The 23,992-nt window shown below is 60.6% G+C and carries 21 protein-coding genes; 13 read left to right on the top strand and 8 right to left on the bottom strand.

Annotated features, from left to right (window positions below; all coding sequences use genetic code 11):
• Positions 1-134 precede the first annotated feature (134 nt).
• The 4 genes from rpsF (at position 135) to rplI (ending at position 2,630) form a co-directional block, all read left to right on the top strand.
• A complete protein-coding gene (rpsF, locus tag QO002_RS09360; protein WP_307228913.1) occupies positions 135-581 on the top strand; it encodes a 30S ribosomal protein S6 in 447 nt (148 codons plus the stop codon).
• Positions 582-599: 18 nt separating this feature from the next.
• The gene (rpsR, locus tag QO002_RS09355; RefSeq protein ID WP_307228911.1) at positions 600-848 is read left to right on the top strand and encodes a 30S ribosomal protein S18; all 249 of its coding nucleotides are present in this window, start codon (positions 600-602) and stop codon (positions 846-848) included.
• A 209-nt stretch (positions 849-1,057) separates the two neighbouring features.
• The gene (locus tag QO002_RS09350; RefSeq protein WP_307228909.1) at positions 1,058-2,029 is read left to right on the top strand and encodes a DUF2232 domain-containing protein; all 972 of its coding nucleotides are present in this window, start codon (positions 1,058-1,060) and stop codon (positions 2,027-2,029) included.
• 25 nt (positions 2,030-2,054) lie between these two features.
• Entirely contained in the window at positions 2,055-2,630 is a 576-nt protein-coding gene (gene rplI / locus QO002_RS09345) for a 50S ribosomal protein L9 (protein ID WP_307228907.1), read from the top strand.
• A 189-nt stretch (positions 2,631-2,819) separates the two neighbouring features.
• Here rplI and QO002_RS09340 read toward each other — a convergent pair whose 3' ends face one another.
• From QO002_RS09340 to QO002_RS09330, 3 genes are read right to left on the bottom strand one after another with little or no spacing between them, the layout of a single operon-like run.
• The gene (locus QO002_RS09340) at positions 2,820-3,869 is read right to left on the bottom strand and encodes an HlyD family secretion protein (protein WP_307228905.1); all 1,050 of its coding nucleotides are present in this window, start codon (positions 3,867-3,869) and stop codon (positions 2,820-2,822) included.
• A gap of 21 nt (positions 3,870-3,890) precedes the next feature.
• Entirely contained in the window at positions 3,891-5,600 is a 1,710-nt protein-coding gene (locus QO002_RS09335) for an MFS transporter (protein ID WP_370878472.1), read from the bottom strand.
• 7 nt (positions 5,601-5,607) lie between these two features.
• Complete coding sequence (locus QO002_RS09330; RefSeq protein ID WP_307228903.1) at positions 5,608-6,054, bottom strand: MarR family winged helix-turn-helix transcriptional regulator; 447 nt, start codon at positions 6,052-6,054, stop codon at positions 5,608-5,610.
• A gap of 339 nt (positions 6,055-6,393) precedes the next feature.
• Here QO002_RS09330 and QO002_RS09325 point away from each other — a divergent pair, with 339 nt between their 5' ends.
• From QO002_RS09325 to QO002_RS09295, 7 genes are all read left to right on the top strand, one after another.
• Positions 6,394-7,896 (top strand): replicative DNA helicase, encoded by a 1,503-nt coding sequence (locus QO002_RS09325; protein WP_307228900.1) that lies wholly within the window; start codon positions 6,394-6,396, stop codon positions 7,894-7,896.
• Positions 7,897-7,901: 5 nt separating this feature from the next.
• Positions 7,902-9,038 carry an alanine racemase gene (alr, locus tag QO002_RS09320; protein WP_307228898.1) on the top strand — a complete coding sequence of 379 codons (1,137 nt, stop codon included), beginning with the start codon at positions 7,902-7,904 and terminating at the stop codon, positions 9,036-9,038.
• Between the two features lie 69 nt (positions 9,039-9,107).
• Positions 9,108-9,314 carry a type II toxin-antitoxin system ParD family antitoxin gene (locus QO002_RS09315; RefSeq protein ID WP_307228895.1) on the top strand — a complete coding sequence of 69 codons (207 nt, stop codon included), beginning with the start codon at positions 9,108-9,110 and terminating at the stop codon, positions 9,312-9,314.
• A gap of 70 nt (positions 9,315-9,384) precedes the next feature.
• Complete coding sequence (gene radA, locus QO002_RS09310) at positions 9,385-10,788, top strand: DNA repair protein RadA (RefSeq protein ID WP_307228892.1); 1,404 nt, start codon at positions 9,385-9,387, stop codon at positions 10,786-10,788.
• Positions 10,789-10,934: 146 nt separating this feature from the next.
• Positions 10,935-11,564 carry a CvpA family protein gene (locus tag QO002_RS09305; RefSeq protein ID WP_307228890.1) on the top strand — a complete coding sequence of 210 codons (630 nt, stop codon included), beginning with the start codon at positions 10,935-10,937 and terminating at the stop codon, positions 11,562-11,564.
• A 149-nt stretch (positions 11,565-11,713) separates the two neighbouring features.
• Positions 11,714-13,198, top strand: coding sequence for an amidophosphoribosyltransferase (gene purF / locus QO002_RS09300; protein ID WP_307228888.1), 1,485 nt, complete (start codon positions 11,714-11,716; stop codon positions 13,196-13,198).
• A 130-nt stretch (positions 13,199-13,328) separates the two neighbouring features.
• Entirely contained in the window at positions 13,329-14,069 is a 741-nt protein-coding gene (locus QO002_RS09295; RefSeq protein ID WP_307228886.1) for an SDR family NAD(P)-dependent oxidoreductase, read from the top strand.
• Positions 14,070-14,141: 72 nt separating this feature from the next.
• Here QO002_RS09295 and pssA read toward each other — a convergent pair whose 3' ends face one another.
• From pssA to QO002_RS09275, 4 genes are all read right to left on the bottom strand, one after another.
• On the bottom strand, positions 14,142-15,014 hold the full coding sequence (gene pssA / locus QO002_RS09290; protein WP_307228883.1) for a CDP-diacylglycerol--serine O-phosphatidyltransferase: 873 nt from the start codon (positions 15,012-15,014) through the stop codon (positions 14,142-14,144).
• A gap of 29 nt (positions 15,015-15,043) precedes the next feature.
• Positions 15,044-15,742 (bottom strand): phosphatidylserine decarboxylase, encoded by a 699-nt coding sequence (locus QO002_RS09285; RefSeq protein WP_307228880.1) that lies wholly within the window; start codon positions 15,740-15,742, stop codon positions 15,044-15,046.
• A gap of 209 nt (positions 15,743-15,951) precedes the next feature.
• Complete coding sequence (locus QO002_RS09280; RefSeq protein ID WP_307228877.1) at positions 15,952-17,835, bottom strand: ABCB family ABC transporter ATP-binding protein/permease; 1,884 nt, start codon at positions 17,833-17,835, stop codon at positions 15,952-15,954.
• Positions 17,836-18,021: 186 nt separating this feature from the next.
• A complete protein-coding gene (locus QO002_RS09275) occupies positions 18,022-19,887 on the bottom strand; it encodes a LysM peptidoglycan-binding domain-containing protein (protein ID WP_307228875.1) in 1,866 nt (621 codons plus the stop codon).
• 258 nt (positions 19,888-20,145) lie between these two features.
• Between QO002_RS09275 and QO002_RS09270 the strand changes: the two genes are divergently transcribed.
• Positions 20,146-20,766 carry an LOG family protein gene (locus QO002_RS09270; protein ID WP_307228873.1) on the top strand — a complete coding sequence of 207 codons (621 nt, stop codon included), beginning with the start codon at positions 20,146-20,148 and terminating at the stop codon, positions 20,764-20,766.
• 74 nt (positions 20,767-20,840) lie between these two features.
• Here QO002_RS09270 and rarD read toward each other — a convergent pair whose 3' ends face one another.
• The gene (rarD, locus tag QO002_RS09265) at positions 20,841-21,779 is read right to left on the bottom strand and encodes an EamA family transporter RarD (protein ID WP_307228871.1); all 939 of its coding nucleotides are present in this window, start codon (positions 21,777-21,779) and stop codon (positions 20,841-20,843) included.
• A 202-nt stretch (positions 21,780-21,981) separates the two neighbouring features.
• Here rarD and QO002_RS09260 point away from each other — a divergent pair, with 202 nt between their 5' ends.
• Positions 21,982-23,967: a bifunctional 2',3'-cyclic-nucleotide 2'-phosphodiesterase/3'-nucleotidase gene (locus QO002_RS09260; protein WP_307228869.1), complete on the top strand. Its 1,986-nt coding sequence runs from the start codon at positions 21,982-21,984 to the stop codon at positions 23,965-23,967.
• The last annotated feature ends 25 nt before the right edge of the window (positions 23,968-23,992 follow it).

Here is a 23,992-nt window from a genome sequence, read left to right as displayed (position 1 = left end):
AGCCTCCCGTGTCTCCGCTCTCGACCGTCTCGAAACAACACTTTCTTGCCGGCTCTCACGGGCCACTAAGAACAGTCGTTGAGGCTTAGCCGCCGATTTCCGGGTGACGTTTAACGCAAGAAAGGCAAGCCACTATGGCTCTTTATGAACACGTATTCCTTGCTCGGCAGGATATTTCCGCCCAGCAGGTCGACGCCCTCGTCGAACAGTACAAGGGTGTTATCGAAGCCAACGGCGGCAAGGTTGGTCGCGTAGAGAACTGGGGCCTCAAGTCCCTGACCTACCGCATCAGCAAGAACCGCAAGGCTCACTACGTTCTCATGGACATCGATGCTCCGGCACCGGCCGTTCATGAAGTCGAGCGTCAGATGCGCATCAACGAAGACGTTCTTCGTTACATGACCATCGCTGTCGAGAAGCACGAAGATGGCCCGTCTGCAATGATGCAGAAGCGCGACCGTGACGACCGTCCGCGTCGTGATGGCGACCGTCCGGAGCGCAGCTTCGGCGATCGTGGTCCGCGTCCGGACCGTGGTGACCGCGAAGACCGTCCGCGCCGTCCGCGCGAAGACCGTGCATAAGGTTTAGGAGAAAAAACAATGGCTGATATTTCCTCCGCTCCGGCACGCCGCCCGTTCCATCGTCGCCGCAAGACCTGCCCCTTCTCGGGTGCAAACGCTCCGCGGATCGACTACAAGGACATCCGTCTCCTGCAGCGCTACATTTCCGAGCGCGGCAAGATCGTTCCTTCCCGCATCACGGCCGTTTCCCAGAAGAAGCAGCGCGAACTCGCCCAGGCGATCAAGCGCGCCCGTTTCCTCGGCCTGCTGCCCTACGTCATGTCCTAAGGACTGACTCTGCGGCAGTCTTCTGACTCTGCGGAAACCGCTCTGAGGTGAGGCGAGCGCCAGATGGCATCGCCTCACCTTTTTCCCTTCCGCGTTGGGCGCGGATCGGCAAGCCGGCGCATAGCGCGCTTAAAACCCATGTTGGGGCGCAGTCCTTGAATCATTTTCTCAGGGAACGCCTCTAACTGCTTGATAGCAGGACAGCGAACGTGAAGACCGTGAATTCGACATCACTGCTGATCGGCGCTCTCGCCGGTGTGACCGCCGCCTTGCTTTCGCTTGGCGCGAACACGCAGTCGTCGTTTGCGATCGTGCTCTACGCCGGATCCGCGCTTCCGATCCTGATTGCCGGCCTCGGCTGGGGCAATCTCGCCGCCATTGCCGCTGTCGTCGTAGCAGGGCTCACCGGTTCCGTGCTGGTCTCGCCCTATTTCGCTCTTCTCATTCTCGTCATCACGCTCATCCCGGCAGCGTGGCTCAGCCACCTCGCCAATCTCGCACGCCCGGCTTCCGAGCTTGGCGGCCCGGAAAACGCGATGGCATGGTATCCGCTCTCGGACATCCTGACCCAGCTTGCGCTGCTGGTGACGATCGGCATGATCGTCGTCGGCGTCATCGTCGGCTATGACCAGTCGATGTCGGATCGCATGGTCGATCTCGTGCTTCAGGCGCTGAAGGCCCAGGAACCGCTCTACGACCCGGATGCGACCGCCATTGCCCAGTTCAAGGCCGTGTTTTCCGTGGCCTTGCCGCTGATCCAGGGCGCGGTCTGGATGCTGATGCTGTTTGCTGCCTATTATATCGCGACCCGCGTCACGCAGATCGCCCGCAACAACCTTCGCCCGCGCGAGGACATGCCCTCGACGCTTCGCATGCATCGCTATGCGATCTTCGCCTTCCTCGGCGGCTTGCTGCTGTGCTTCGTCGGCGGCACGATCGGCGCGCTCGGCGCCCTCGTTTGCGGTACATTCGGAGCGGGTTTTCTCCTCTCCGGCTTTGCCGTTTTCCATTTCCGTACACGCGGCAAGTCATGGCGACTGCCGGTGCTGTGGATCGGATATCTGTCGGTCGTGCTTTTCACGATACCGGCGCTCTTCTTTCTCCTGTCGGGCCTGATGGACACGCGACGCGCCATTGCGCTGTCGCCGACAGGGAAAACGACTGAAACCAAAGACACCTGAAACATCAACTTGAAAGGAAATACCGATGCAAGTCATTCTTCTCGAACGCGTTGCCAAGCTTGGCCAGATGGGCGAAACCGTAAAGGTTCGCGACGGCTTTGCCCGTAACTACCTCCTGCCGCTCGGCAAGGCGCTGCGCGCCAACGAAGCCAACAAGAAGCGTTTCGAAGCTGAGCGTGCAACGCTCGAAGCCCGTAACCTCGAGCGCAAGTCGGAAGCCCAGGGCGTTGCTGAAACCCTCGACGGCAAGACGTTCATCGTCGTTCGCTCGGCCGGCGAAACCGGTCAACTCTACGGTTCGGTCGCTGCTCGCGATATCGTCGATGCACTGGCTGCCGAAGGCTTCAACATCGGCCGCAACCAGGTCGACCTCAACAACCCGATCAAGACCATCGGCCTGCACAAGGTGGTTCTGCACCTCCACTCGGAAGTTGAAATCTCGATCAACATGAACGTTGCCCGTTCGGCTGACGAAGCAGAGCGCCAGGAAAAGGGCGAAAGCCTGACTTCCGCCGACGCCATCTACGGCGTTGACGAAGATGCCCTGAAGCCGGAAGACTTCTTCAACCCGGAAGCTGAATTCGACGCAGACGAAGAATAATCTTCGTCCGGCGTTTCAGCCGATATTCAATGAAAAGCCCGGATCGAGAAATCGTTCCGGGCTTTTTTCGTTAGAGAATGTCTGGTTCAGATTGAACCAGACATTCTCTAGATTCTTTTGTTTTCGTTTGTCTTTTCGGGAAAACCGGTTCCCACTTTTCCCTGACAAACTCTAAACTTCTGGGCCACGTTACCTCGATGGCTCAGCCGACTTGTCGATGCGTACGATTACCGACAGACCCGGCGACAGCCGCTCGCTCAATTCCTGGCCGGGATCGATCGACACGCGCACGCCGACACGCTGGGCGATCTTGGTGAAGTTGCCGGTGGCATTGTCTGCCTTGATGATGCTGAATTCGGAGCCGGCGGCCGGTGAGAAACGTTCGATGTGTCCCCTGACCTCCCTGCCCTTCAAGGCATCCACCGTAAAGGTGACCGGCTGACCGATCTGCATGCCGTCGAGCTGGGTTTCCTTGAAATTTGCGACAATCCAGAGATCTTTCGGCACGACCGCGAGAAGCTGGGTGCCGGCGGTGACATACTGCCCAAGGCGCGCGCCGACTTCGCCGACATGGCCATCACGCGGCGCAACGATCCGGGTATTGCCGAGATCGATCTTCGCCAGCTCGACAGTCGCTTCCGCCCCGGAAACGGCTGCTTCAAGGGAAGCCCGGTTGACGAGGATCGTTTGCAGGCTCTGTCTTGCGACATCAAGTGCCGCCTCGTGCTGGGCAACCGTCGCCTTCGCCTGATCTAGCGTCGCACGCGCCTCCTCCACATCGCTTGTGGGGGCAATGTTACGGGCGTTGAGGCCCTGGATGCGGTTCCATGCCAATTCGGAGCGCTTTTCAGCGGCACGGCTGCCTGCGACCTGCGCTTCCGCCGCAGTGATGTTGGCCTTGGCGGAAAGCTCCTGCTGGTGGGAACTGGCCAAGGTGGCCTTCTGCGCCTCCAACGACGCCTGCGTCTGTGCAAGTTTCTGGACATAGGTCCGATCGTCCACCCGCACGAGCAGATCACCCTGCTTCACCGCCTGATAGTCCTTGACCGGCACTTCGACGACATAGCCGCTGACCTGCGGGCTCATCGTCGTCACCATGCCGCGCACGTAGGCGTTGTCAGTGGTTTCGACCGATGTCGCAAAGGGTGGCAGGCGCCAAGCGTAAAGCGCCAGAAAGACGCCGGCAATGCCGGCAATCAGCGTAATGAGCGTAGCGGGTGAACGAAGGGCTTTCAGCATTGTCTCGGACTCGTGGTTTGATCAGGATTGCGCGGCGACAGTGACCCCATCCGGGGTCTTCCATCGGGCAGCGACGGACCGCCAGCCTAGATGCGCGAGAAGGAAGAAGAGCGACACCGCCGACACGATGGCGATCATCAGGAAGGTATCGTTGTAAGCCATGACATAGGCCTCACGGCTGACCTGCTGGCCAAGCAGGGTCAGGCCTTCGGCATTCAGAAGCGACTTGTCGGTCATCACCTTGCCGTAGGAGCCGGCAAGCTGCGAAACACGCTGCGCCACCAGCGGATCGCTCATCACGATCTTTTCGACGAGCACGCTGGAATGAAACTTTTCCCGGAGCGTGACGAACGTGCCGAGCGCGGCCGATGCCATGGAGCCGCCGATGCTCTGCGTGAACAGGAAGATCACCAGGAAGTTGACGATATAGGGCATGCCCTTGGCAAAAACCGTCTTCAATCCCGCAGCCATCGCCGGCGGCAGGAACATGGCAGCGCCGGCCGCGACCATGGCCTGGCTTAGATACATCTGTTCAGGCCGCGTCAGCGCTGTTGAATTGCTGTCCATAAAAGCCCCGGTACCGATGAGGATCAGCGCCAGGATATGGGCAAGGTCCACGTGACGGGTGGTCATCAACAGGGCGCAGAACAAGCCGCCCGCAATCGAGGCGCAGAGGATGACAGTATAGAGCGTTGTGGTCTGGTCGTTGATAAGGCCGATCTGCATGAAGAAGTTGGCGGCCGTCGTGGACTGCTCGGAGGCGACCGTACGGAAGACGATGAGCACGGCGGCCATATGCAGGTTGGGCCAGCTGAACACCCACCGCAGATCGATGAGCGGCGAGGCGCGCTGCAGTTCGATCACGCCGAACAGCGTCAGCAGGCCGATCCCGCACGCGAGCAGCACGCCGAGCCACGGCGCTTCGAACCACCAGTAAAGCCGCCCAAGCGTCAGGAAAACGGCAAGACAGCCAAAGGCGGTCGCCAGTATGAAGTAACTCAGAATGTCCATCTTCTGGATCACCTTGACCCGTGGCGGCGCGGTAATCGGCAGGAGGTAGATAAACGGCAGCGCGATCAGCGCCAAAGCCATCTCGAAGGTATAAAGCGCATGCCAGCCGCCAAACTCGATCAGGCTCGGCGAAATGATGCGGGCGAGCGGCGCGGCAAGCAGCGTGTTCGTCAAGGACAGGCTCAGACCCAGCGTCAGCTTCTTTTCCGGCGGGAACGCTTCCAGCATGTAGAGGAAGCCAATGGTCGATAGCGGTGCTGCCGCCATGCCGCTGATGAAGCGCACGACGAGCGCCGAATGGAAGTCGGAGACAAAGAGATTGGCGATGGTTGCAACCGCAAAACAGGCGATACCGAACTCCGCGAAGGGCCGCAGGCCATATTGCGTCCGGATCTTGAACAGCGCGATCGACATGCTGGCATAGGGGGCAAGGTAAACGGCCGACAGCCAGGCGAGTTCGTTGACGGTGGCAGAGAGAGAACCCTGCAACTGATAGATATTGGCCGACATGAGGTTCATGCCGAGCCCCTGCGTCAGGGCCATGAGGACCGACGTGAAGATGTAGAGGGCGGCGCGGGGTGGCGAATGCAAAACCGGTACTGGAGGCGTAGACTGTGCGGGTGGACTGGGTTCGCCGGACGGGGCGAAGCTCTCCGGAGTATCCGCCTCTTCAATGAGAGGCTGGGCTTCCTTTTCCAACGGGCGTGGGAGGGCGTTCATGACGGCTTCAGTCCTTGCCGATCTGTTGCATGATGTTATCGACGATGGTGTTGACGACCTTCAGCGTGGCCTGCTTTTCGGCCGTCCCGATGCCTTCAAGAACATCAATGCGAATCTGGCGTGCCAGTTCCTCGATTTCCTCAGCGCTTTGTCGACCATGCGGCGTCAGATGGATGCGCTTGGCGCGGCGGTCCGTTGCTTCGGTTCTCCTTTCCAGAAAACCTTGCTTCTCCATTCCGTCGAGCAGGCGCACGGTGGTCGGCGTCTCGATGCCAAGTTCTTCGGCAAGGTCTCGCTGATTGAGCCCGTCGCGCCGCAGCAAGGTGAACAGCACCCTCGCCCGCGACAGTGTCAAACCGGTTTCCTTCACCCGCGCATCAAAAAGCACGCGCAGCTTGCGATTGACGTTCGCAAGGGCGTCGAAGAGATCACGATCGGTGGCGACATCCGGCATTTCATACCTTTTACATATTACTAGCTTGCTAATTATTATGCTCCTACTTAGTTCAACCTCCTCAAATTTTCAACCTGTCAATTTCGGTTGGCAGCTATGAGAAATCTTCCGGGGTGGCTGCCGGGCATGGTAGGCTTGAGATTGCCGCCGGGACTCAAAGGAGCGCGGGGGTCAATGGAAAATTTCAGGCTTCCGGTTTGCGAGAGTACACCCTGTGGACATCGGGAAAAGCCGGTGTCGCAGGACGCCCTGTCCCGGTAGTGATCTCGAAACGCCTTGACCCTCGACGCAACTAGCCTAAACCGATGCCGTAAACGGATAGGAACAGAGACGATCGCCATGAACGAGATAGCGCGCAAACTTGCCCCCATGGCCAAGGATCAGTCGGACCCGCAATATCGCGAGGCGCCGAACAACCTTGAAGCGGAACAGGCGCTGCTGGGCGCCATCCTCGTCAACAACGACGCGTTCTACCGCGTCTCGGACTTCCTCAAGCCCGTGCATCTGCTGGAGCCGCTGCATCGACGCATCTTCGAAGTGGCCGGCGATATCATCCGCATGGGCAAGACTGCCAATCCGGTGACGATCAAGACCTTCCTCAAGGCTGACGACAAGGTTGGCGACATGACCGTCGCGCAGTACCTCGCGCGTCTTGCCGCCGAAGCCGTATCGATCATCAACGCGGAGGACTATGGCCGCGCCATCTATGACCTGGCGCTACGCCGTTCGCTGATCACCATCGGCGAGGACATGGTCAACATCGCTTATGACGCGCCGCTCGACATGCCGCCGCAAAGCCAGATCGAGGACGCCGAACGGCGGCTGTTCGAACTGGCCGAGACCGGCCGCTACGATGGTGGTTTCCAGGCGTTCAATGACGCAGTGGCACTCGCGATCGACATGGCCGGACAGGCCTTCGAGCGTGACGGATCGCTCTCTGGTATTTCCACCGGCATTCATTCGCTCGACGCCCGCATGGGCGGTCTGCAGCGCTCCGACTTAATCGTGCTTGCCGGACGTCCCGGCATGGGCAAGACCTCGCTTGCCACCAACATCGCCTACAACATCGCCGCAGCCTACGAGCCGGAGGTCCAGGCGGACGGCTCGTTCAAGGCGAGGAACGGCGGCGTCGTCGGCTTCTACTCGCTCGAAATGTCGTCAGAACAGCTGGCAACCCGTATCATCTCCGAGCAGACGGAAGTTTCCTCCTCGAAGATTCGCCGTGGCGAGATTTCCGAAGCCGATTTCGAAAAGCTCGTGGCCTGCAGCCAGATGATGCAGAAGGTGCCGCTCTATATCGACCAGACCGGTGGTATCTCGATTGCCCAGCTGTCCGCCCGTGCCCGACGCCTGAAGCGCCAGCGCGGCCTCGATTGCCTCGTGGTGGACTATATCCAGCTGATGACCGGCTCTGGCAAGTCGAGCGACAACCGCGTGCAGGAAATCACCCAGATTACCACGGGTCTGAAGGCGCTGGGCAAGGAACTGAACGTGCCGATCATTGCGCTTTCCCAGCTCTCCCGTCAGGTGGAAAACCGCGAGGATAAGCGCCCGCAGCTCTCCGACCTTCGCGAATCCGGCTCGATCGAGCAGGACGCCGACGTTGTGCTTTTCGTGTTCCGTGAGGAATACTACGTAAAGAACATGGAACCGCGTGACGAGTTCGACCCGAAATATGAAGAATGGAAGATGCAGTTCGAAAAGGTGAAGGGCACGGCGGACGTGATCATCGCCAAGCAGCGTCACGGGCCGACCGGCACCGTGAAGCTCGCCTTCCAGGCGGAATTCACCCGCTTTACCGATCTCGCCGATCCGTCGTTCACGCAGTACGAGGAACACTGACGAGCATGGACGACATCTTTTCGGCAGCATCCAATCGCCTGATCATCGATCTTGCAGCCCTTGCGGATAACTGGCGAAAGATGGCCCAACTTTCAGGTTCAGCGCGCACGGCAGCGGTGCTGAAGGCGGACGCCTACGGCATTGGCTTCGAACCGGTAGCAGAAACGCTCTACGCGGCTGGTGCACGCGATTTCTTCGTCGCGACCGTCGAGGAAGGCGTGGAGCTTCGTCCCTACACGCCCGAGGGTCGCATCTTTGTGCTGGCTGGCATGTGGCCGGGCAATGAGAAGCAGTTTTTCAACAACGACCTCGTGCCGGTCATCAATTCGGAAGAACAACTCGCCTTCTTCATGGCCGCCCTTTCCGAACGCGGCGAATACCCATGCGCGCTCCATGTCGATACCGGCATGAACCGGCTTGGCCTGACGGTTGATGAAGCGCTGGCGCTCGCCAACGATCCGGCCCGGCCGGCAAGCTTCTCGCCGGTGCTTGCCATGAGCCACCTCGCCTGCGCCGACGACCAGGCCCATCCGCTGAACCGCCGTCAGCTGGACGCCTTTCGCGCCGTGGCGGATGCCTTCGAGGGCGTCGAAATGAGCCTTGCGAACTCAGCCGGCGTGCATCTCGGGCCGGACTATCATTTCGACCTCACCCGCCCGGGTATCGCCGTTTATGGCGGCGAGGCCGTCAATGACGTCCCCAACCCGATGAAGCCGGTCGTCACCGCCGAGGCGCGCATCCTGCAGATCCGCAGCGTCAAGAGCGGCCAGACGGGAAGCTATGGTGGCTCTGCGCGGTTTTCGCGCGACAGCCGCGTCGCTGTCGTCGCGATCGGCTATGCCGATGGCTATCACCGATCCGTCTCCGGCGGTGGCGTAACGCTGCGGCAGGCGCACATTTCAGGGGCCTTCGGCTTCCTGCACGGACAGAAGGTGCCGCATCTCGGCCGGGTCACCATGGATCTCAGCCTGTTCGACGTCACCGACCTGCCGGAAAATCTCGTTCGTGCCGGCGACTATATCGAGTTGTTCGGCGAGAACATCGCCATTGACGATGTCGCCCGCGCCGGCGGCACGATCGGCTACGAGATGCTGACCAGCCTCGGGCGCAGGTACGATCGGGCCTATGTTCCAGCCGACTGAACTTTTCTACAGACCGATCTTGGCAGCGCCACGGCGATCCGGTAGACAAGAACAAATGGGGATCAAAAAATGAATAACATTCATCTGACTGACGAGGATCGCCGCTTTGTCGAGGGGAAAGTGCGCGGCGGATTTTACAAGGATTCAAGCGACGTCATTCATGCCGGCCTTCAGTCACTTCAGCGCGAAATCGAGCTGAAAAGCCTTATTCAAGAGGACCTCGATGACATTGCGGCCGACGCACCTACAAATACGAAAGCCCCGGAGCGCTCCTGAACGACATCGTCGGTGGCAAGCATAACGACTGAGCGTCGGCTCCTCCAATACCTTCCGAAAGCGAGACCTGATGGCGAAAGCCCGTACACAATTCATTTGCCAGAACTGCGGCACGGTTCATCCGCGCTGGGTTGGCAAATGCGAAGGCTGCGGCCAATGGAATACCATCGTCGAGGAAGATCCGATGGGCGGCATTGGCGGCGGACCCGGCAAGACGCCGAAAAAAGGCCGTCCCGTCGCGCTGACCACACTCTCCGGCGAGATCGAGGAAGCCCCACGCGTTGCGACCGGAATTTCCGAGCTTGACCGCGCGACCGGCGGCGGCTTCGTGCGCGGCTCGGCAGTGCTGATCGGCGGCGATCCCGGCATCGGCAAGTCGACCGTGCTGATGCAGGCGGCCGCCGCCCTATCCCGCCTGAAACACCGGGTCATCTATGTTTCGGGCGAAGAGGCCGTGGCGCAGGTGCGCCTGCGTGCCCAGCGGCTTGGTGCTGCAGATACCGACGTGCTTCTGGCGGCAGAGACCAATGTCGAGGACATCCTGGCCACGCTAAGTGAAGGCAAGCGGCCGGACCTGGTGATCATCGATTCGATCCAGACGCTGTGGAGCGACATTGTCGATTCGGCGCCCGGTACCGTGACCCAGGTCCGGACCGGCGTGCAGGCGATGATCCGTTTTGCCAAGCAGACCGGCGCGACCGTCGTCCTCGTCGGCCATGTTACCAAGGATGGCCAGATCGCGGGTCCGCGCGTGGTCGAGCACATGGTTGATGCCGTCCTTTATTTTGAAGGTGATCGCGGGCATCACTACCGCATCCTGCGCACCGTCAAGAACCGTTTCGGGCCGACCGACGAGATCGGAGTCTTCGAAATGTCGGACAAGGGCTTGCGCGAGGTCACCAATCCGTCCGAGCTCTTCCTGGGTGAGCGCAATGCCAAAGCTCCGGGAGCTGCCGTCTTCGCAGGCATGGAAGGCACCCGCCCGGTGCTGGTGGAGGTCCAGGCGCTGGTCGCGCCGACTTCTCTCGGCACACCGCGCCGCGCGGTGGTCGGCTGGGACAGCGCACGCCTGTCTATGATCCTCGCAGTGCTTGAAGCACATTGCGGGATACGGCTCGGTCAACACGATGTTTACCTGAATGTGGCCGGCGGCTATCGGATTACGGAGCCGGCGGCGGATCTTGCCGTGGCGTCAGCTCTGGTTTCCTCGCTTGCCGGTCTTGCCCTTCCTCCCGATTGCGTCTATTTCGGCGAGGTCAGCCTGTCGGGGGCCATTCGGCCGGTTGCGCACACCGCCCAGCGCCTTAAGGAAGCCGAAAAGCTCGGCTTTTCACAGGCAGTCCTGCCATCGGCTTCGCCGGATCTTCCCAAGGGAACGGGTCTGCGCTGGAGCGAGATGGAAGGCCTCCCGGATCTGGTGGCGCGCATTGCCGGCTCGAAGGGGGCGCTGAAGCAGGCAGACGAGGAATACTGACGGGATCTCGACACGGAAACGGCGAAATTCCGGTGAAAACAGTGTTCACCGCCATGACTGCCCGGGACGCTTGCTTCGGGATGTTATATATGGTTCGCACACATCGACATGAGGCCGCTTCAGGTGCGGGTTCGGAGTAGGTCAATATGCCCATCACAATTCTCGACGGTATCGTTCTCGGCGTCGCGCTGTTTTCCGCCATCCTGGCAATGGTCCGCGGCTTTTCCCGGGAAGTTCTGTCGGTCGCAAGCTGGGTCGGCGCTGCGGCTGCCGCCTATTTCCTCTATCCCTACCTCCTGCCCTATGCGACGCAGTACACGACCAGCGACACGGTTGCGATGATCGGCTCTGCCGGTGTCGTCTTCCTCGTCGCGCTGATCATCATTTCCTTCATCACCATGCGGATCGCCGATTTCATCATCGACAGCCGTATCGGGGCGCTTGACCGCACGCTCGGCTTCCTCTTCGGCGCCGCCCGCGGCGTCCTGCTCGTGGTCGTCGCCATGCTGTTCTTCAACTGGCTGGTTGCGCCACAGCAGCAGCCCCTCTGGGTAACGCAGGCGAAATCCAAGCCGTTGCTCGACAATCTCGGCGGCAAGCTGATCGCGCTGCTGCCTGAAAATGCCGATGCCACCATCCTTGATCGCCTGCGCGGCAAGGATACGACCGGCGAAGGCGAAAACGACACTCCGGCGGCACCTGCCGATCAGGCGCCGGCTGAACAGGCACCCGGGGACGATGCGCCCGCGACCAACGGTCCGGCTACCAACGGCTGAGGTCCGATGATAGGATGAAGGCCCGCTCCGGCGGGCCTTGTCCATTTTGCAATGATGCCATGCTGCCTCATCAACCCTCGTGACTTGACGGGCCGGCAATCCGATACGATATGCGCAACGCGTAGCCGTGCTGACAAAAGGCCAAAGCGATGACCCATTCCGCAGAGATTGAAAACGAACTCGATGGCGATACCCTGCACGAAGAGTGCGGTGTGTTCGGCATCCTGGGCCATCCTGATGCGGCGACGCTGACGGCGCTCGGCCTGCATGCCCTCCAGCATCGAGGACAGGAAGCGGCCGGTATCGTCACCTTCGACGGCAAGCAGTTCCACACCGAAAAGCGCATGGGCCTCGTCGGTGATCATTATACCGACCCGGCCGTGCTCGCAAAGCTGCCCGGCACGATCTCCATCGGCCATACGCGCTATTCGACCACCGGTGAAGTCGCCCTTCGCAACGTCCAGCCGCTGTTTGCAGAACTCGAAGTCGGCGGCATCGCCATTGCCCATAATGGCAACTTCACCAACGGCCTGACGCTGCGCCGCCAGATCATCGCCACCGGCGCCATCTGTCAGTCGACCTCCGACACCGAAGTTGTCCTCCACCTCATTGCCCGCTCGCGCCACTCCTCGACTGCCGACCGCTTCATCGACGCGATTCGTCAGATGGAAGGCGGCTATGCCATGGTCGCGATGACCCGTACCAAGCTGATCGCCGCCCGCGACCCGATCGGTATCCGGCCGCTGGTCATGGGCGAACTCGACGGCAAGCCGATCTTCTGTTCGGAAACCTGTGCGCTCGATATCATCGGCGCGAAATACATTCGTGACGTCGAAAACGGCGAAGTCATCATCTGCGAAATCCAGCCTGATGGTTCGATCCAGATCGATGCGCGCAAGCCCGCCAACCAGCAGCCGGAGCGGCTTTGCCTGTTCGAATATGTCTATTTCGCGCGTCCCGATTCTGTTGTCGGCGGCCGAAGCGTCTATGTTGCCCGCAAGAACATGGGTATCAATCTCGCCAAGGAATCGCCGGTCGAGGCCGACGTCGTTGTTCCCGTTCCCGATGGGGGCACACCGGCGGCGCTCGGTTTCGCGCAGGCGAGCGGCATTCCGTTCGAATACGGCATCATCCGCAATCATTATGTCGGGCGCACCTTCATCGAGCCGACGCAGCAGATCCGCGCTTTCGGCGTCAAGCTGAAGCATTCGGCCAACCGCGCGATGATCGAGGGCAAGCGGGTCGTGCTGGTGGACGATTCAATCGTCCGCGGCACGACCTCGCTGAAGATCGTCCAGATGATCCGCGATGCCGGGGCGACCGAGGTCCATCTCCGCGTCGCCAGCCCGATGATCTTTTACCCGGACTTCTACGGCATCGACACGCCGAACGCCGACAAGCTGATTGCCAACCAGTATGCCGACGTCAAGGCGATGGCGAAGTATATTGGCGCCGATTCGCTTGGCTTCCTGACGATCGATGGATTGTACCGGGCGGTTGGCGGCGAAGACCGTAACAATGCCCGTCCGCAGTTCACCGACCATTATTTCACCGGTGATTATCCGACCCGGCTGCTCGACAAGAACGGCGAGACGGCCGGCCTGAAGCTGTCGGTGCTCGCCAGCAACGGCTGACCCTGTTCCTCGGGCGAAAATCGACCCGAGGAAATCCGTCGTCCTCCTGCAATCAAGGTCCTCGCCTTGCGTTTTGCACGGAACGTGTGGCAGAGCAGACCTGCTTTTCTGAATTCGGAGTCTTCCAGACATGATCGATCTCAAGGGCCGTATCGCGCTCGTCACCGGCGCATCGCGCGGCATCGGCTACTTCACCGCACTGGAACTGGCCAAGGCCGGAGCGCAGGTAATTGCCTGTGCCCGCACGATCGGTGGCCTGGAAGAACTGGACGACACGATCAAGGCCGCAGGCGGCCTGCCTGCCACGCTCGTTCCCTTCGATCTTGCCGACATGGCGGCTATCGACAAGCTCGGTGGCGCGATCCATGAACGCTGGGGCAAGCTCGACATTCTCGTCGCCAATGCCGGCATGCTCGGCGTCATCTCGCCGATCGGGCATGTCGAGGCCAAGGTTTTCGAAAAGGTGATGAACATCAACGTCAACGCGACGTGGCGGCTGATCCGCTCGGTCGATCCGCTGCTGCAGCAGTCGGATGCCGGCCGTGCGCTGATCCTCTCATCGAGCGCCGCCCACAAGTGCAAACCCTTCTGGGGGCCCTATTCCGCGTCCAAGGCTGCTGTCGAGGCGCTGGCGCGTACCTGGGCCGGCGAAACGCAGCGCTTGCCGCTGCGCATCCTCTCCGTCGATCCCGGGGCGACACGCACGGCCATGCGCGCGCAGGCGATCCCCGGTGAAGACCCGATGACCGTCCCGCATCCTTCCGAGGTTGCAGCAAAGCTTATGCCTCTGGTCGGTCCTGACCAGACCGAAACCGGCAAGCTCTATATCGTCAGGGAAAACCGGATGGTGGATTATCGGTTGCCTGACTGAGCGTCACGTAGAGATCGTCAAAAAAGCCGCCTCGTTGTTCACGGGCGGCTTTTGTTTTTCCATCGCAAAGACTTATGGCTTATTGCTGCCGCCTTCGACCGGCAGGCCATCCTCACCCGCCGCGGGATGATCGGGATGGTCCGGATGGTCGGGCCAGTTGCCGTATTTCTTCTGCCACTTGCGCGCGCCGAAGGGGAGCGTCGCGAGATAGCCGATGGCGGTGACCACCATGGTTTCCCAAGTGTAAGTCATCAATGTAGCCACATACAGAACCACCACCAGAATGATCGGCAGCACCAGATCGCGGCGGATGCGGTTGGTCGATTTACCCGACCAGACGGGGAGACGGCAGACCAGCAGGAAGCCGATCAGCACCGTGTAAGCCGAGCTGATGATGGCGATCGTCCTGTCGGGTACGACGCCCAGCAGGCCGAGATAGACCGGCAGCAGAACCAGCATCGCACCGGCAGGGGCCGGTACGCCGACAAAATACTCCGATTGCCAGGTCGCCTTGATCTCGCGCTCCGCCATCACGTTGAAGCGGGCAAGTCGCAGGCCGGCGGCAATCACGTAGATGAGTGCCGCGATCCAGCCTAGGGAGCGGGCCTGATCGAGAACAAAGGCGTAAAGCACCAGAGCGGGTGCAACACCGAAATTGACGATATCGGCAAGCGAATCCATCTGGGCGCCGAACTTCGACGTCGCCTTCATCATTCGGGCCAGACGTCCGTCAATCCCGTCAAGGAACGCGGCGAGAAGCACCATGGCGACGGCAAGTTCGAAACGGTTTTCGATTGCCAGTCGTACCCCGGAAAGCCCGGCGCAGATCGCCAGCACGGTGACGACATTCGGAACGATCAGCCGGAGCGGAATCTCCCTGAGGCGCGGGCCTCGCGCCTCCTGGTTGGGGCCGTTGGGCTCATAGGAGGGAAAAGGTGTTTCCATGGGCTCGCTCCTTTGTTTGAGACCGACGATCAGTCGCGGCGGCTGATGACAGGACCCTTTGCGGAGCCGAACTCCGCAAGAACGGTCTCGCCGGCAATCGCCGTCTGGCCGAGCGTCACGCGCGCCTGGGCGCCCTGCGGCAGGAAGACGTCGAGGCGCGATCCGAAGCGGATAAGGCCGAAACGCTCGCCCGGCTGCAATGTATCACCTTCATTCGACCAGCAGATGATGCGGCGGGCAACAAGGCCGGCGATCTGCACGACGCCGATGGTGCCGTGGGCGGTTTCGATGGCAAGGCCGTTGCGCTCATTCTCATGGCTGGCCTTGTCGAGTTCGGCATTGACGAACTTGCCGGCGCGATAGGCGATGCGGCGGATCGTGCCGCGCATCGGCGCACGGTTCACATGGCAGTTGAAGACATTCATGAACACGGTGATCCTGAGCATCGGCTCGGTACCAATGCCGAGCTCGTCCGGTGGCGTCATAATAGCAATCGACGAGACGCGGCCATCGGCTGGGCTGATGACGAGATCATCGTCGAGCGGCGTCATGCGCACCGGGTCACGGAAGAAGTAAGCGCACCACGCCGTCAGCACGAAACCGAGCCACATCAGCGGCTCCCAGAGCAGGCCCAGGAGAAGCGAAACGACGAAGAAACCGGCAATGAACGGGTATCCCGCCTTATGCACCGGAACCAGCGTGTTACGGACCGTATTGATGAGGCTCATATATTCTCGTCTCCAGATTTTCTTTGCGCTCACGGGTTACAGGGAAATGGAGCGGCGGGCAATGCGGTGAAGAGGCAGTAGGAACCAGGTAGTAGGCAGTAGCGAATGGGATGGTTTCCTGATCGCCCCTCGCATTCACGAGCGTGCATTCTTCATTACCTACTGCCTATTGCCCATTCCCTACTGCCTCTTCCCCTATTCGCTCCCACCTACCCTGCCACCGGCCCACGCACCACGACGCCCAGATCATCCTCCTCCTGCACCCTCTTCAGCTGTTCTTCCGCCTGCGTCGCTTCGCGCTGGCGGCTCCACATGGAGGCGTAAAGGCCATCCCGATCAATAAGTTCCCCATGGGTGCCACGCTCGGCGATAACCCCATCCTTCAGCACGATGATCTCGTCGGCATGAATGACGGTGGAAAGACGGTGGGCGATGACCAGGGTCGTGCGGTTCTGCGAGACGATCTCGAGGGCCGCCTGGATTTCCTGCTCCGTGCGTGTATCGAGAGCTGAAGTCGCCTCATCAAGGATCAGGATCGGCGGGCTTTTGAGAACCGTGCGGGCAATGGCCACACGCTGCTTCTCGCCACCCGACAGCTTCAAGCCGCGCTCGCCGACCATCGCAGCGTAACCTTCCGGCAGGTGCTTGATAAACTCGCCTATCTGGGCGATTTCGGCGGCGGCCTGCACTTCGGCATCGTTCGCGGATGGACGGCCGTAGCGGATGTTATAGGCGAGCGTATCGTTGAACAGCACCGTATCCTGCGGCACCATGCCGATCGCGGCGCGCACGCTCTTCTGTGTCAGATCGCGTACATCCTGCCCGTCGATGGTAATCTCGCCGTCCTGCACGTCATAGAAGCGATAGAGCAGCCGCGACAGCGTCGATTTTCCAGCACCGGACGGGCCGACGACGGCCACCGTCTTGCCGGCAGGAACCTCGAAGCTGATGCCCTTGAGGATCGGGCGGGCCGGGTCATAGGCGAAATGCACATCCTTGAAGGCGATGGCGCCCTTGTCGATGACAAGTTCGTAGGCACCTGGCTTGTCCAGCACTTCGGCCTCCACCTCCAGCAGGTCGAACATCTGCTCAATATCGGTCAGCCCCTGGCGGATTTCGCGGTAGACGAAACCGATGAAATTGAGCGGGATCGACAGCTGCATCAGCATGGCGTTGATGAACACGAAATCGCCAAGCGTCTGCTCGCCGCGCTGGACCGCAAGCGCCGACATCACCATCATGATGGCCGTGCCGCCGCCAAAGATTACCGCCTGACCGAAGTTGAGCCAGCCGAGCGACGTCCAGACCTGGGTCGCCGATTTCTCGTAGCGCGCCATCGACTGATCGAAGCGCTTGGCCTCCATCTCCTCGTTGCCAAAATATTTTACGGTCTCGAAGTTGAGGAGCGAATCGATCGCCTTGGTGTTGGCATCGGTGTCGCTGTCATTCATCGAGCGGCGGATGGCAATGCGCCAGTCGCTCGCCTTGACGGTGAACCAGATATAGAGACAGACCGTGACGGCCGTGACAGCCAAATAGCTGAAACCGTAGCCCCACCAGAAGATGACGGCCGTCAGCAAAAACTCGATCAGTGTCGGCACCGTGTTGAGGATGGTGAAGCGGACAATGGTTTCGATGCCCTTCGTGCCGCGCTCGATGATGCGCGAAAGGCCGCCGGTGCGGCGCTCCAGATGGAAACGCAGCGACAGCTGGTGCATGTGAACGAAGGTGCAATAGGCGAGCTGGCGCACCGCATGCTGGCCGACGCTGGCAAACAGCGCATCACGCAGCTGGTTCAACCCCGCCTGCAGCAGGCGCGCAAAATTATAGGCGAGCACCAGCATGACGGCGCCCATCAGAAAGGCAGGCAGGATGCCGACGACATCGGACTTGCCGTTCAGCGCATCCGTCGACCATTTGAAGAAATAGGGAACGAGGAGCAGCACGATCTTTGCGACGAGCAGGATGACGGTCGCCCAGACGACACGCATCTTGAGGTCGGCGCGATCACTCGGCCACATATAGGGCCAGAGGTTCAGGATGGTCTGGAGCGGGTTGCCGGCATCCGCCGATACGGTTTTCTTCTGGGCCATGAGCTTCTGCTTTGCCGTCATGCCATGGCGCACAGATGTCTCGCCCTCGGCAGAAGACACGCGACAGGAACGGTTCCGGTTACATGTCTTGGTTTTTAATTGAAAGCGGCGCCTTCTCGGCGCCGCTTTGTCATCTTCAGATAGGGCATTCCCATGACCGCTACAATGCAACGGCCGAGGAAAAGCTCAAGGCAGATGCTTCATGTGCTTGCGGTGGATCTCTTCCGATTCCGCATCGGGCATGGCCTTGTCCGGAACACCGAAGATCTGGCCGGGCTGGATCCTGTCCGGATCGGTGATCTGATCCTCGTTTGCCATGTAGATCGTGGTGTAGCGCACCCCCGCCCCGTAGACGCGACGTGAAATCTGCCAGAGCGTATCGCCGCGACGGATAATGACCGACGTCTTGCTCTCGGTGAGCGGTGCCTGCTGAACCGTCTGAGGTGCTGCAGCCGTCTGGCCGGCGGCATCGCCTGACGCGGGCTCCGTGGTGGTGTTGCCGGCCGGGGCCTGGGCAACGGGCTCTTCGGCCACGGGCGCTGGCGTGGCCGGCTCCTGCGTCGAAGCAGCTCCTGTGGTTTCGGACGCCGGGGTCTGTGCAGCCGGTGCGCTTTCCTGCGCAACAGCTCCACCGGCACCATCTGTGCGCGGCATCAGGGCAGAACCTATCGCTGCCTCGATCTTGTCGAGGGCGGCCGCGACACTCTGCGGGTCCTGCGGCAGCGCCTTCAGAAGCGCCAGCGCATCGGCAGCCGCCTTCGCGGTCTTGGCCACCATCTCCTTGACGCTTGCTTCCAGCGTATCAGGCGCCTTGAACTCGGCGAGCGAACCGAGAGCGATTTCCGTCGAGGAACGGGCTGCAGCGAGTTGCTCGGCACTTGGCGTCTTGCCGCCAGCGAAAAGGCCCTTCAGGAGACCGAAAGCCTTGCCGGCTTCGATGCGAAGTCCGTCGAAAGCACCGCCATCGAACGGTGCTATCGCGCCATTGGCTGCGGGCTGGGCGACAGCTGCGACCTGCTCACCTGCAGGACGATCGAACGGCACGGATGCACGCACGGCAACGGTGGTTCCATCCTCGGCCATCATATCGACCCGGATCGTATGCTGGCCGACCGAAAGCTCAAGACTACCATCCACCACAAAGCGACCCTGCTCGTTGGTCTTTGCTTCGCCGATCAGGCGATCATCCGCATAGCCTCGAACCAGCGAACCCGCCTTGGCGGTGCCAGCCACGAAAATCTTGCTGCCTTCGAGCTCAACGGCAGAAACGGCGACTGCCGGTTTTTCCGCAGCTGTGACCGGGGTACTGGCCGCGGGAGCTTCGGAAACCGGCTTGGTGTTTGCATCGGCGCTGGCGATATCGGCAGGCGCTTCTGTGCCGGCGGCAGCTGCCGGCTTTTCGCCACCAGCCGTCTCCTGCGCCGGCGCGGTCTGCGAAGCGACAGCTTCCTTCGGTGCGGTGATGATGCGGCTTGCCTGACCGGGCTTCGACACCATCGCCAGCAACTCGCCGCTCTTGTCCTTCGGGATGGAAACCGTCGCCACTTCCTCGGAGGACTTGGAAAGATTGCCAGCACCAAGACTGCGCAGCAGCAACTGGTAATCGCCGGGATCAAGCGGTTGGTCGAATACGGCGGCAAAATCACCCGCCTGGCTTACATCTGCCGTTGCAACAACCTTGTTGCCATTGACGATTTCAAGCTTGGTGCCCGGCTGAGCGCGTCCGGCGATGACGGTGGAGCCATCTGGCTCGACACGCAGGATATCGAAGCTCGGAACGACCCAGGCTGCGGTGGGATCGGCAGGCTTGTCGGTCTTGGTATCAACTTTGCCCTGCTGTACCGTTTCGGGTGTCGCCGCCGGCTCGGCTGCGGGAAGTGTGGCCTTCGCATCAGCAGCAGGCAATTGCTCCGCCGCAGGCACTGGCTCGCTCTTGCTTTCAGCAGGCGGATTTTCTTTGTTCCCGCTCACATTCGGCAGCACGAAGAAAACCATCAGAGCCGTCGCAGCCGCGAGTACGATTAGGGCCACCAAACCGGCCTTGTTCTTCATTTTTCCAAATCTCCAAGAGAGCCGTTGACGCTTGAAGCGTCTCTATCGTCGTTCCGGCTCGGTCCCCAACTGCGCAGGATATAACTGTCTTTCCCGCCCCCGGGTTTGCCAGCCTGCGCCATCATGTCATTCAACCCTGAAATTGCTAACGATTTACGCTATTCTTCACAAGCTTTAGCACATCGGGAATACCGGCAACGGTGAGCTTTCCCTTCATTTTTCTTGACGCACGGGAAACGGCAATGTCTCTTTGCTCCTATGAATGAGCAAAATATCCCGATTCGATCCGTTTGCGTGTATTGCGGCTCCCAGCCCGGCCGCGATAAAGCCTTCATGGATTCCGGCCGCAAGCTGGGCAAAGCCATGGCGGAAAACCATTTGCAGCTGGTCTATGGCGGCGGCACAAAAGGCATCATGGGCGCCGTTGCCAGCGGCGTGCTTTCCCATGGCGGCCGCGTTACCGGTATCATTCCCGAGTTTCTTGTCGATATGGAGGCGACGCGCCATTCGCTCGGCCAGCTCTCGGAACTGATCGTTACGCCCGACATGCATGTGCGCAAACACAAGATGTTCGAGCGGGCGGATGCTTTCGTCACGCTTCCGGGCGGCGTCGGAACGCTGGAAGAAGTCGTGGAAATCATGACGTGGGCGCAGCTCGGCCGTCATCGCAAGCCGATCGTACTTGCCAATATCGGCGGCTTCTGGGATCCGCTGATGGAGCTGATCCGTCACATGGCGGATGCCGGTTTCATCCACTCGGCGCATCTGCTGCAGCCGCTGGTCATCGACAATGTCGACGAAATCGTTCCCGCCCTGCTGGCGCACTGGTCCGGCAAGGTCGATCGCGACGGCGAAGACGAGATCATCTCCAAGCTCTGAACCTTGTTAAGGCAAATACGAAAACGCCGCGTCTTCGAAGGAAGCGCGGCGTTTTCGTTTGCGTCGTTACAGATTTATTCGGCCGGATGCGCCACCAGACGGCGCGCGGCGCGGCTTTCCATGATCATCGAGCCGGAATAGACGGCAAGCGCTGCCCAGATGAAGATGAAGGCGATGAGCTTGGCGGTGTTGAAGGGCTCATCGAAGACGAAGACGGCGATGACGAAGATCATCGTCGGTGCGATGTATTGCATGATGCCGATGGTCGAAAGACGGAGCAGCTTGGCGCCATTGGCATAGATCATCAGCGGAACCGCGGTGACGATGCCGCAGGCGAGAAGCCACAGACCGTCGGCGATGCCGGTATCGAAGAAATGTCCCTGCCCGCTTGCTTCGAGATAGCCGATATAACCGAGCGCCGGCACGCTGAGCAGCAGGACTTCGAGGAAGAAACCCTGGTTCGGCCCGATCGGCAGCGTCTTGCGGAAGAACGCGTAAAGGCCCCAGGACAGAGCAAGGCTGAGCGAAACCCACGGCAGGCCGCCCGCATCAATCGCCAGGACAACGACGGCGACAGCGGCCAGAACGATGGCGACGATCTGCGCCCGGCTCAGGCGCTCCTTCAAGAGCACGGCGCCGAGGAAGATCGAAAACAGCGGGTTGATATAATAGCCGAGCGCCGTCTCCAGCGCCCTGCCCGCGCCGATCGCCCAGACATAGATACCCCAGTTGATGGTGATGAGAACGGCAGTGATGGTTGCCATCTTCACCATGCGCGGCGAGCGCAGCGCCGCCTTTACGTCGCTGGTGCGGCCGAGCCAGAGGAGCACCAAGCCGGCGAGCGGAACCGACCAGACGATACGGTGGGCGACGACTTCAAACGCCGGAATGTGGGCAACCGCCTTCATGAAAAACGGCAGGAATCCCCAGAGCAGATAGGCCGTCAGCGCGAAGGCGAAACCCCGTGGCGAATCGCCGTTTACCGGGGCCGGAGTGTCTTTGGCATCAGCCATGGTGTTTCATCCCGAATGTTTCTTGTTGGCCGCCGTCCTACCCCAAAGCCAGGGATGCGACCAATTCATTTCAGTGAAGCGTGATGCAATAAGTTTGACACACCTCTGGCAGCGGCGAAAAACCGTCATATTTCGGGGCATGCTTTCCACACAAACCGGCACTACCCTCGGTTCAGGCAAATGGAAAAGAAGGGGCATTCTGATGTCAGCCAGTCTCGGACCTCACCCGATCACCCGTCGTTCACTGCTTGGCGGGCTCGCCGCAACATCCGGTCTCATCATGCTGCATCCTTTTGCAGCCCGCGCCGCCAACAATCAGGCGCATCTGAGGATCATGGAAACGACCGACATCCATGTCCACGTCTTTCCCTACGACTATTACGGCGACAAGCCGAACGACACGATGGGCCTTGCCCGCACCGCCTCGATCATCGACGCGATCCGCGCGGAGGCGACAAATTCGCTGCTCGTCGACAACGGTGACTTCCTGCAGGGCAATCCGATGGGCGACTTCATGGCCTATCAGCATGGCATGAAGGAGGGCGACGTCCACCCGATCATCAAGGCGATGAACGTTCTGGGCTATGAGGCCGGCACGCTCGGCAACCACGAGTTCAACTACGGCCTCGATTACATGAACAAGGTGCTTGCCGGCGCCAACTATCCTTATGTCTGCGCCAACCTGACCAAGGGGCAGCTTGCCTCCGACCCCACGAAGGACGAGCTTTTCTTCAAGCCCTACACGATTGTCGAGAAGGTGGTCACCGACGGCTCCGGCGCGACGAGCCCGCTGAAGATCGGCATTGTCGGCTTCGTGCCGCCGCAGATCATGGTGTGGGACATCAAGAACCTCGAAGGCAAGGCGCAGACGCGCGATATCGTCGAGGCGGCCAAGGCCTGGGTGCCCGTCATGAAGGAAGACGGCGTCGATATCATCATCGCGCTTTCCCACTCCGGCATCGACAGCGGGGGACCATCCGACAGGATGGAGAACGCCTCGCTCTATCTCGCCGGTGTCGAAGGTATCGACGCCGTCTTCACCGGGCATCAGCATCTCGTCTTCCCCGGCCCGAAAAGTTTCGATGGCATGGAAGGCGTCGATCCGGTCAAGGGCACGCTGCTCGGCAAGCCGGCCGTCATGGGCGGATTCTGGGGGTCGCATCTCGGGCTGATCGACCTGCTGCTGGAGAAGGATGGCAGCAGCTGGAAGATCGTCGATTTCACCACCGAGGCGCGGCCGATCTATCACCGCGAGGACAAGAAGGTGGTGGCCGACGTCGTGGATCGTGCCGACGTGCTTTCAGCAGCGGAAGCCGAACATCAGGCGACGCTTGCCTATGTGCGCACTCCAGTCGGCAAGACCTCGGCGCCGCTCTATTCCTATTTCGCACTGGTGGCCGACGATCCGTCCGTGCAGATCGTCTCCAACGCCCAGACCTGGTATATCAAGGAGATGCTGAAGGACACCGCGTACAAGGACCTGGCGGTGCTTTCGGCAGCGGCTCCCTTCAAGGCAGGCGGTCGCGGCGGCGTGGATTATTATACGGATGTGCCGGCCGGCGATATCGCCATCAAGAATGTCGCCGATCTCTATCTCTACCCTAATACGGTACAGGCCGTGGTCATCACCGGCGAGCAGGTGAAAAACTGGCTGGAAATGTCGGCCGGCATGTTCAACACGCTCGAGGCCGGAGCGAAGGACGCCCCCCTGCTCAATGCGGATTTTCCTTCCTATAATTTCGACATCATCGACGGCGTGACCTATGAGATCGACCTGTCGCAACCGGCGAAATACGACGGCGATGGCAAGGCCGTGAACCCAGGCTCAAACCGCATCCAGAACCTCATGTTCGAGGGAAAACAGATTGATCCGGCACGGAAATTCGTCGTCGCTTCCAACAACTACCGCGCCGGTGGCGGGGGTAGCTTCCCGGAGATCGCGGCCGACAAGGTGGTCTTCGCCGCCCCCGATACCAACCGCGACGTGATCGTGCGCTATATTCACGAGCAGAAAACCATCAACCCCTCCGCCGACGGCAACTGGACCTTCAAGCCGCTGCCGGGCACGACAGCGATCTTCGAGACCGGACCGAAGGCACGCGGACTGATTGGCGAGGTCAAGAGCGTCAAGATCGAGGATGCCGGCGATGGGGCGGACGGGTTTGCGAAGTTCAGGCTGGTGCTGTGAGACGCGGACTGCCGGGAGCGCGCTG

The sequence above is a fragment of the Pararhizobium capsulatum DSM 1112 genome, assembly GCF_030814475.1.
Classification (GTDB): domain Bacteria; phylum Pseudomonadota; class Alphaproteobacteria; order Rhizobiales; family Rhizobiaceae; genus Pararhizobium; species Pararhizobium capsulatum.
Note: the sequence above shows the minus strand (reverse complement) of the source record. Positions and strands in the feature narration are given on the sequence as shown.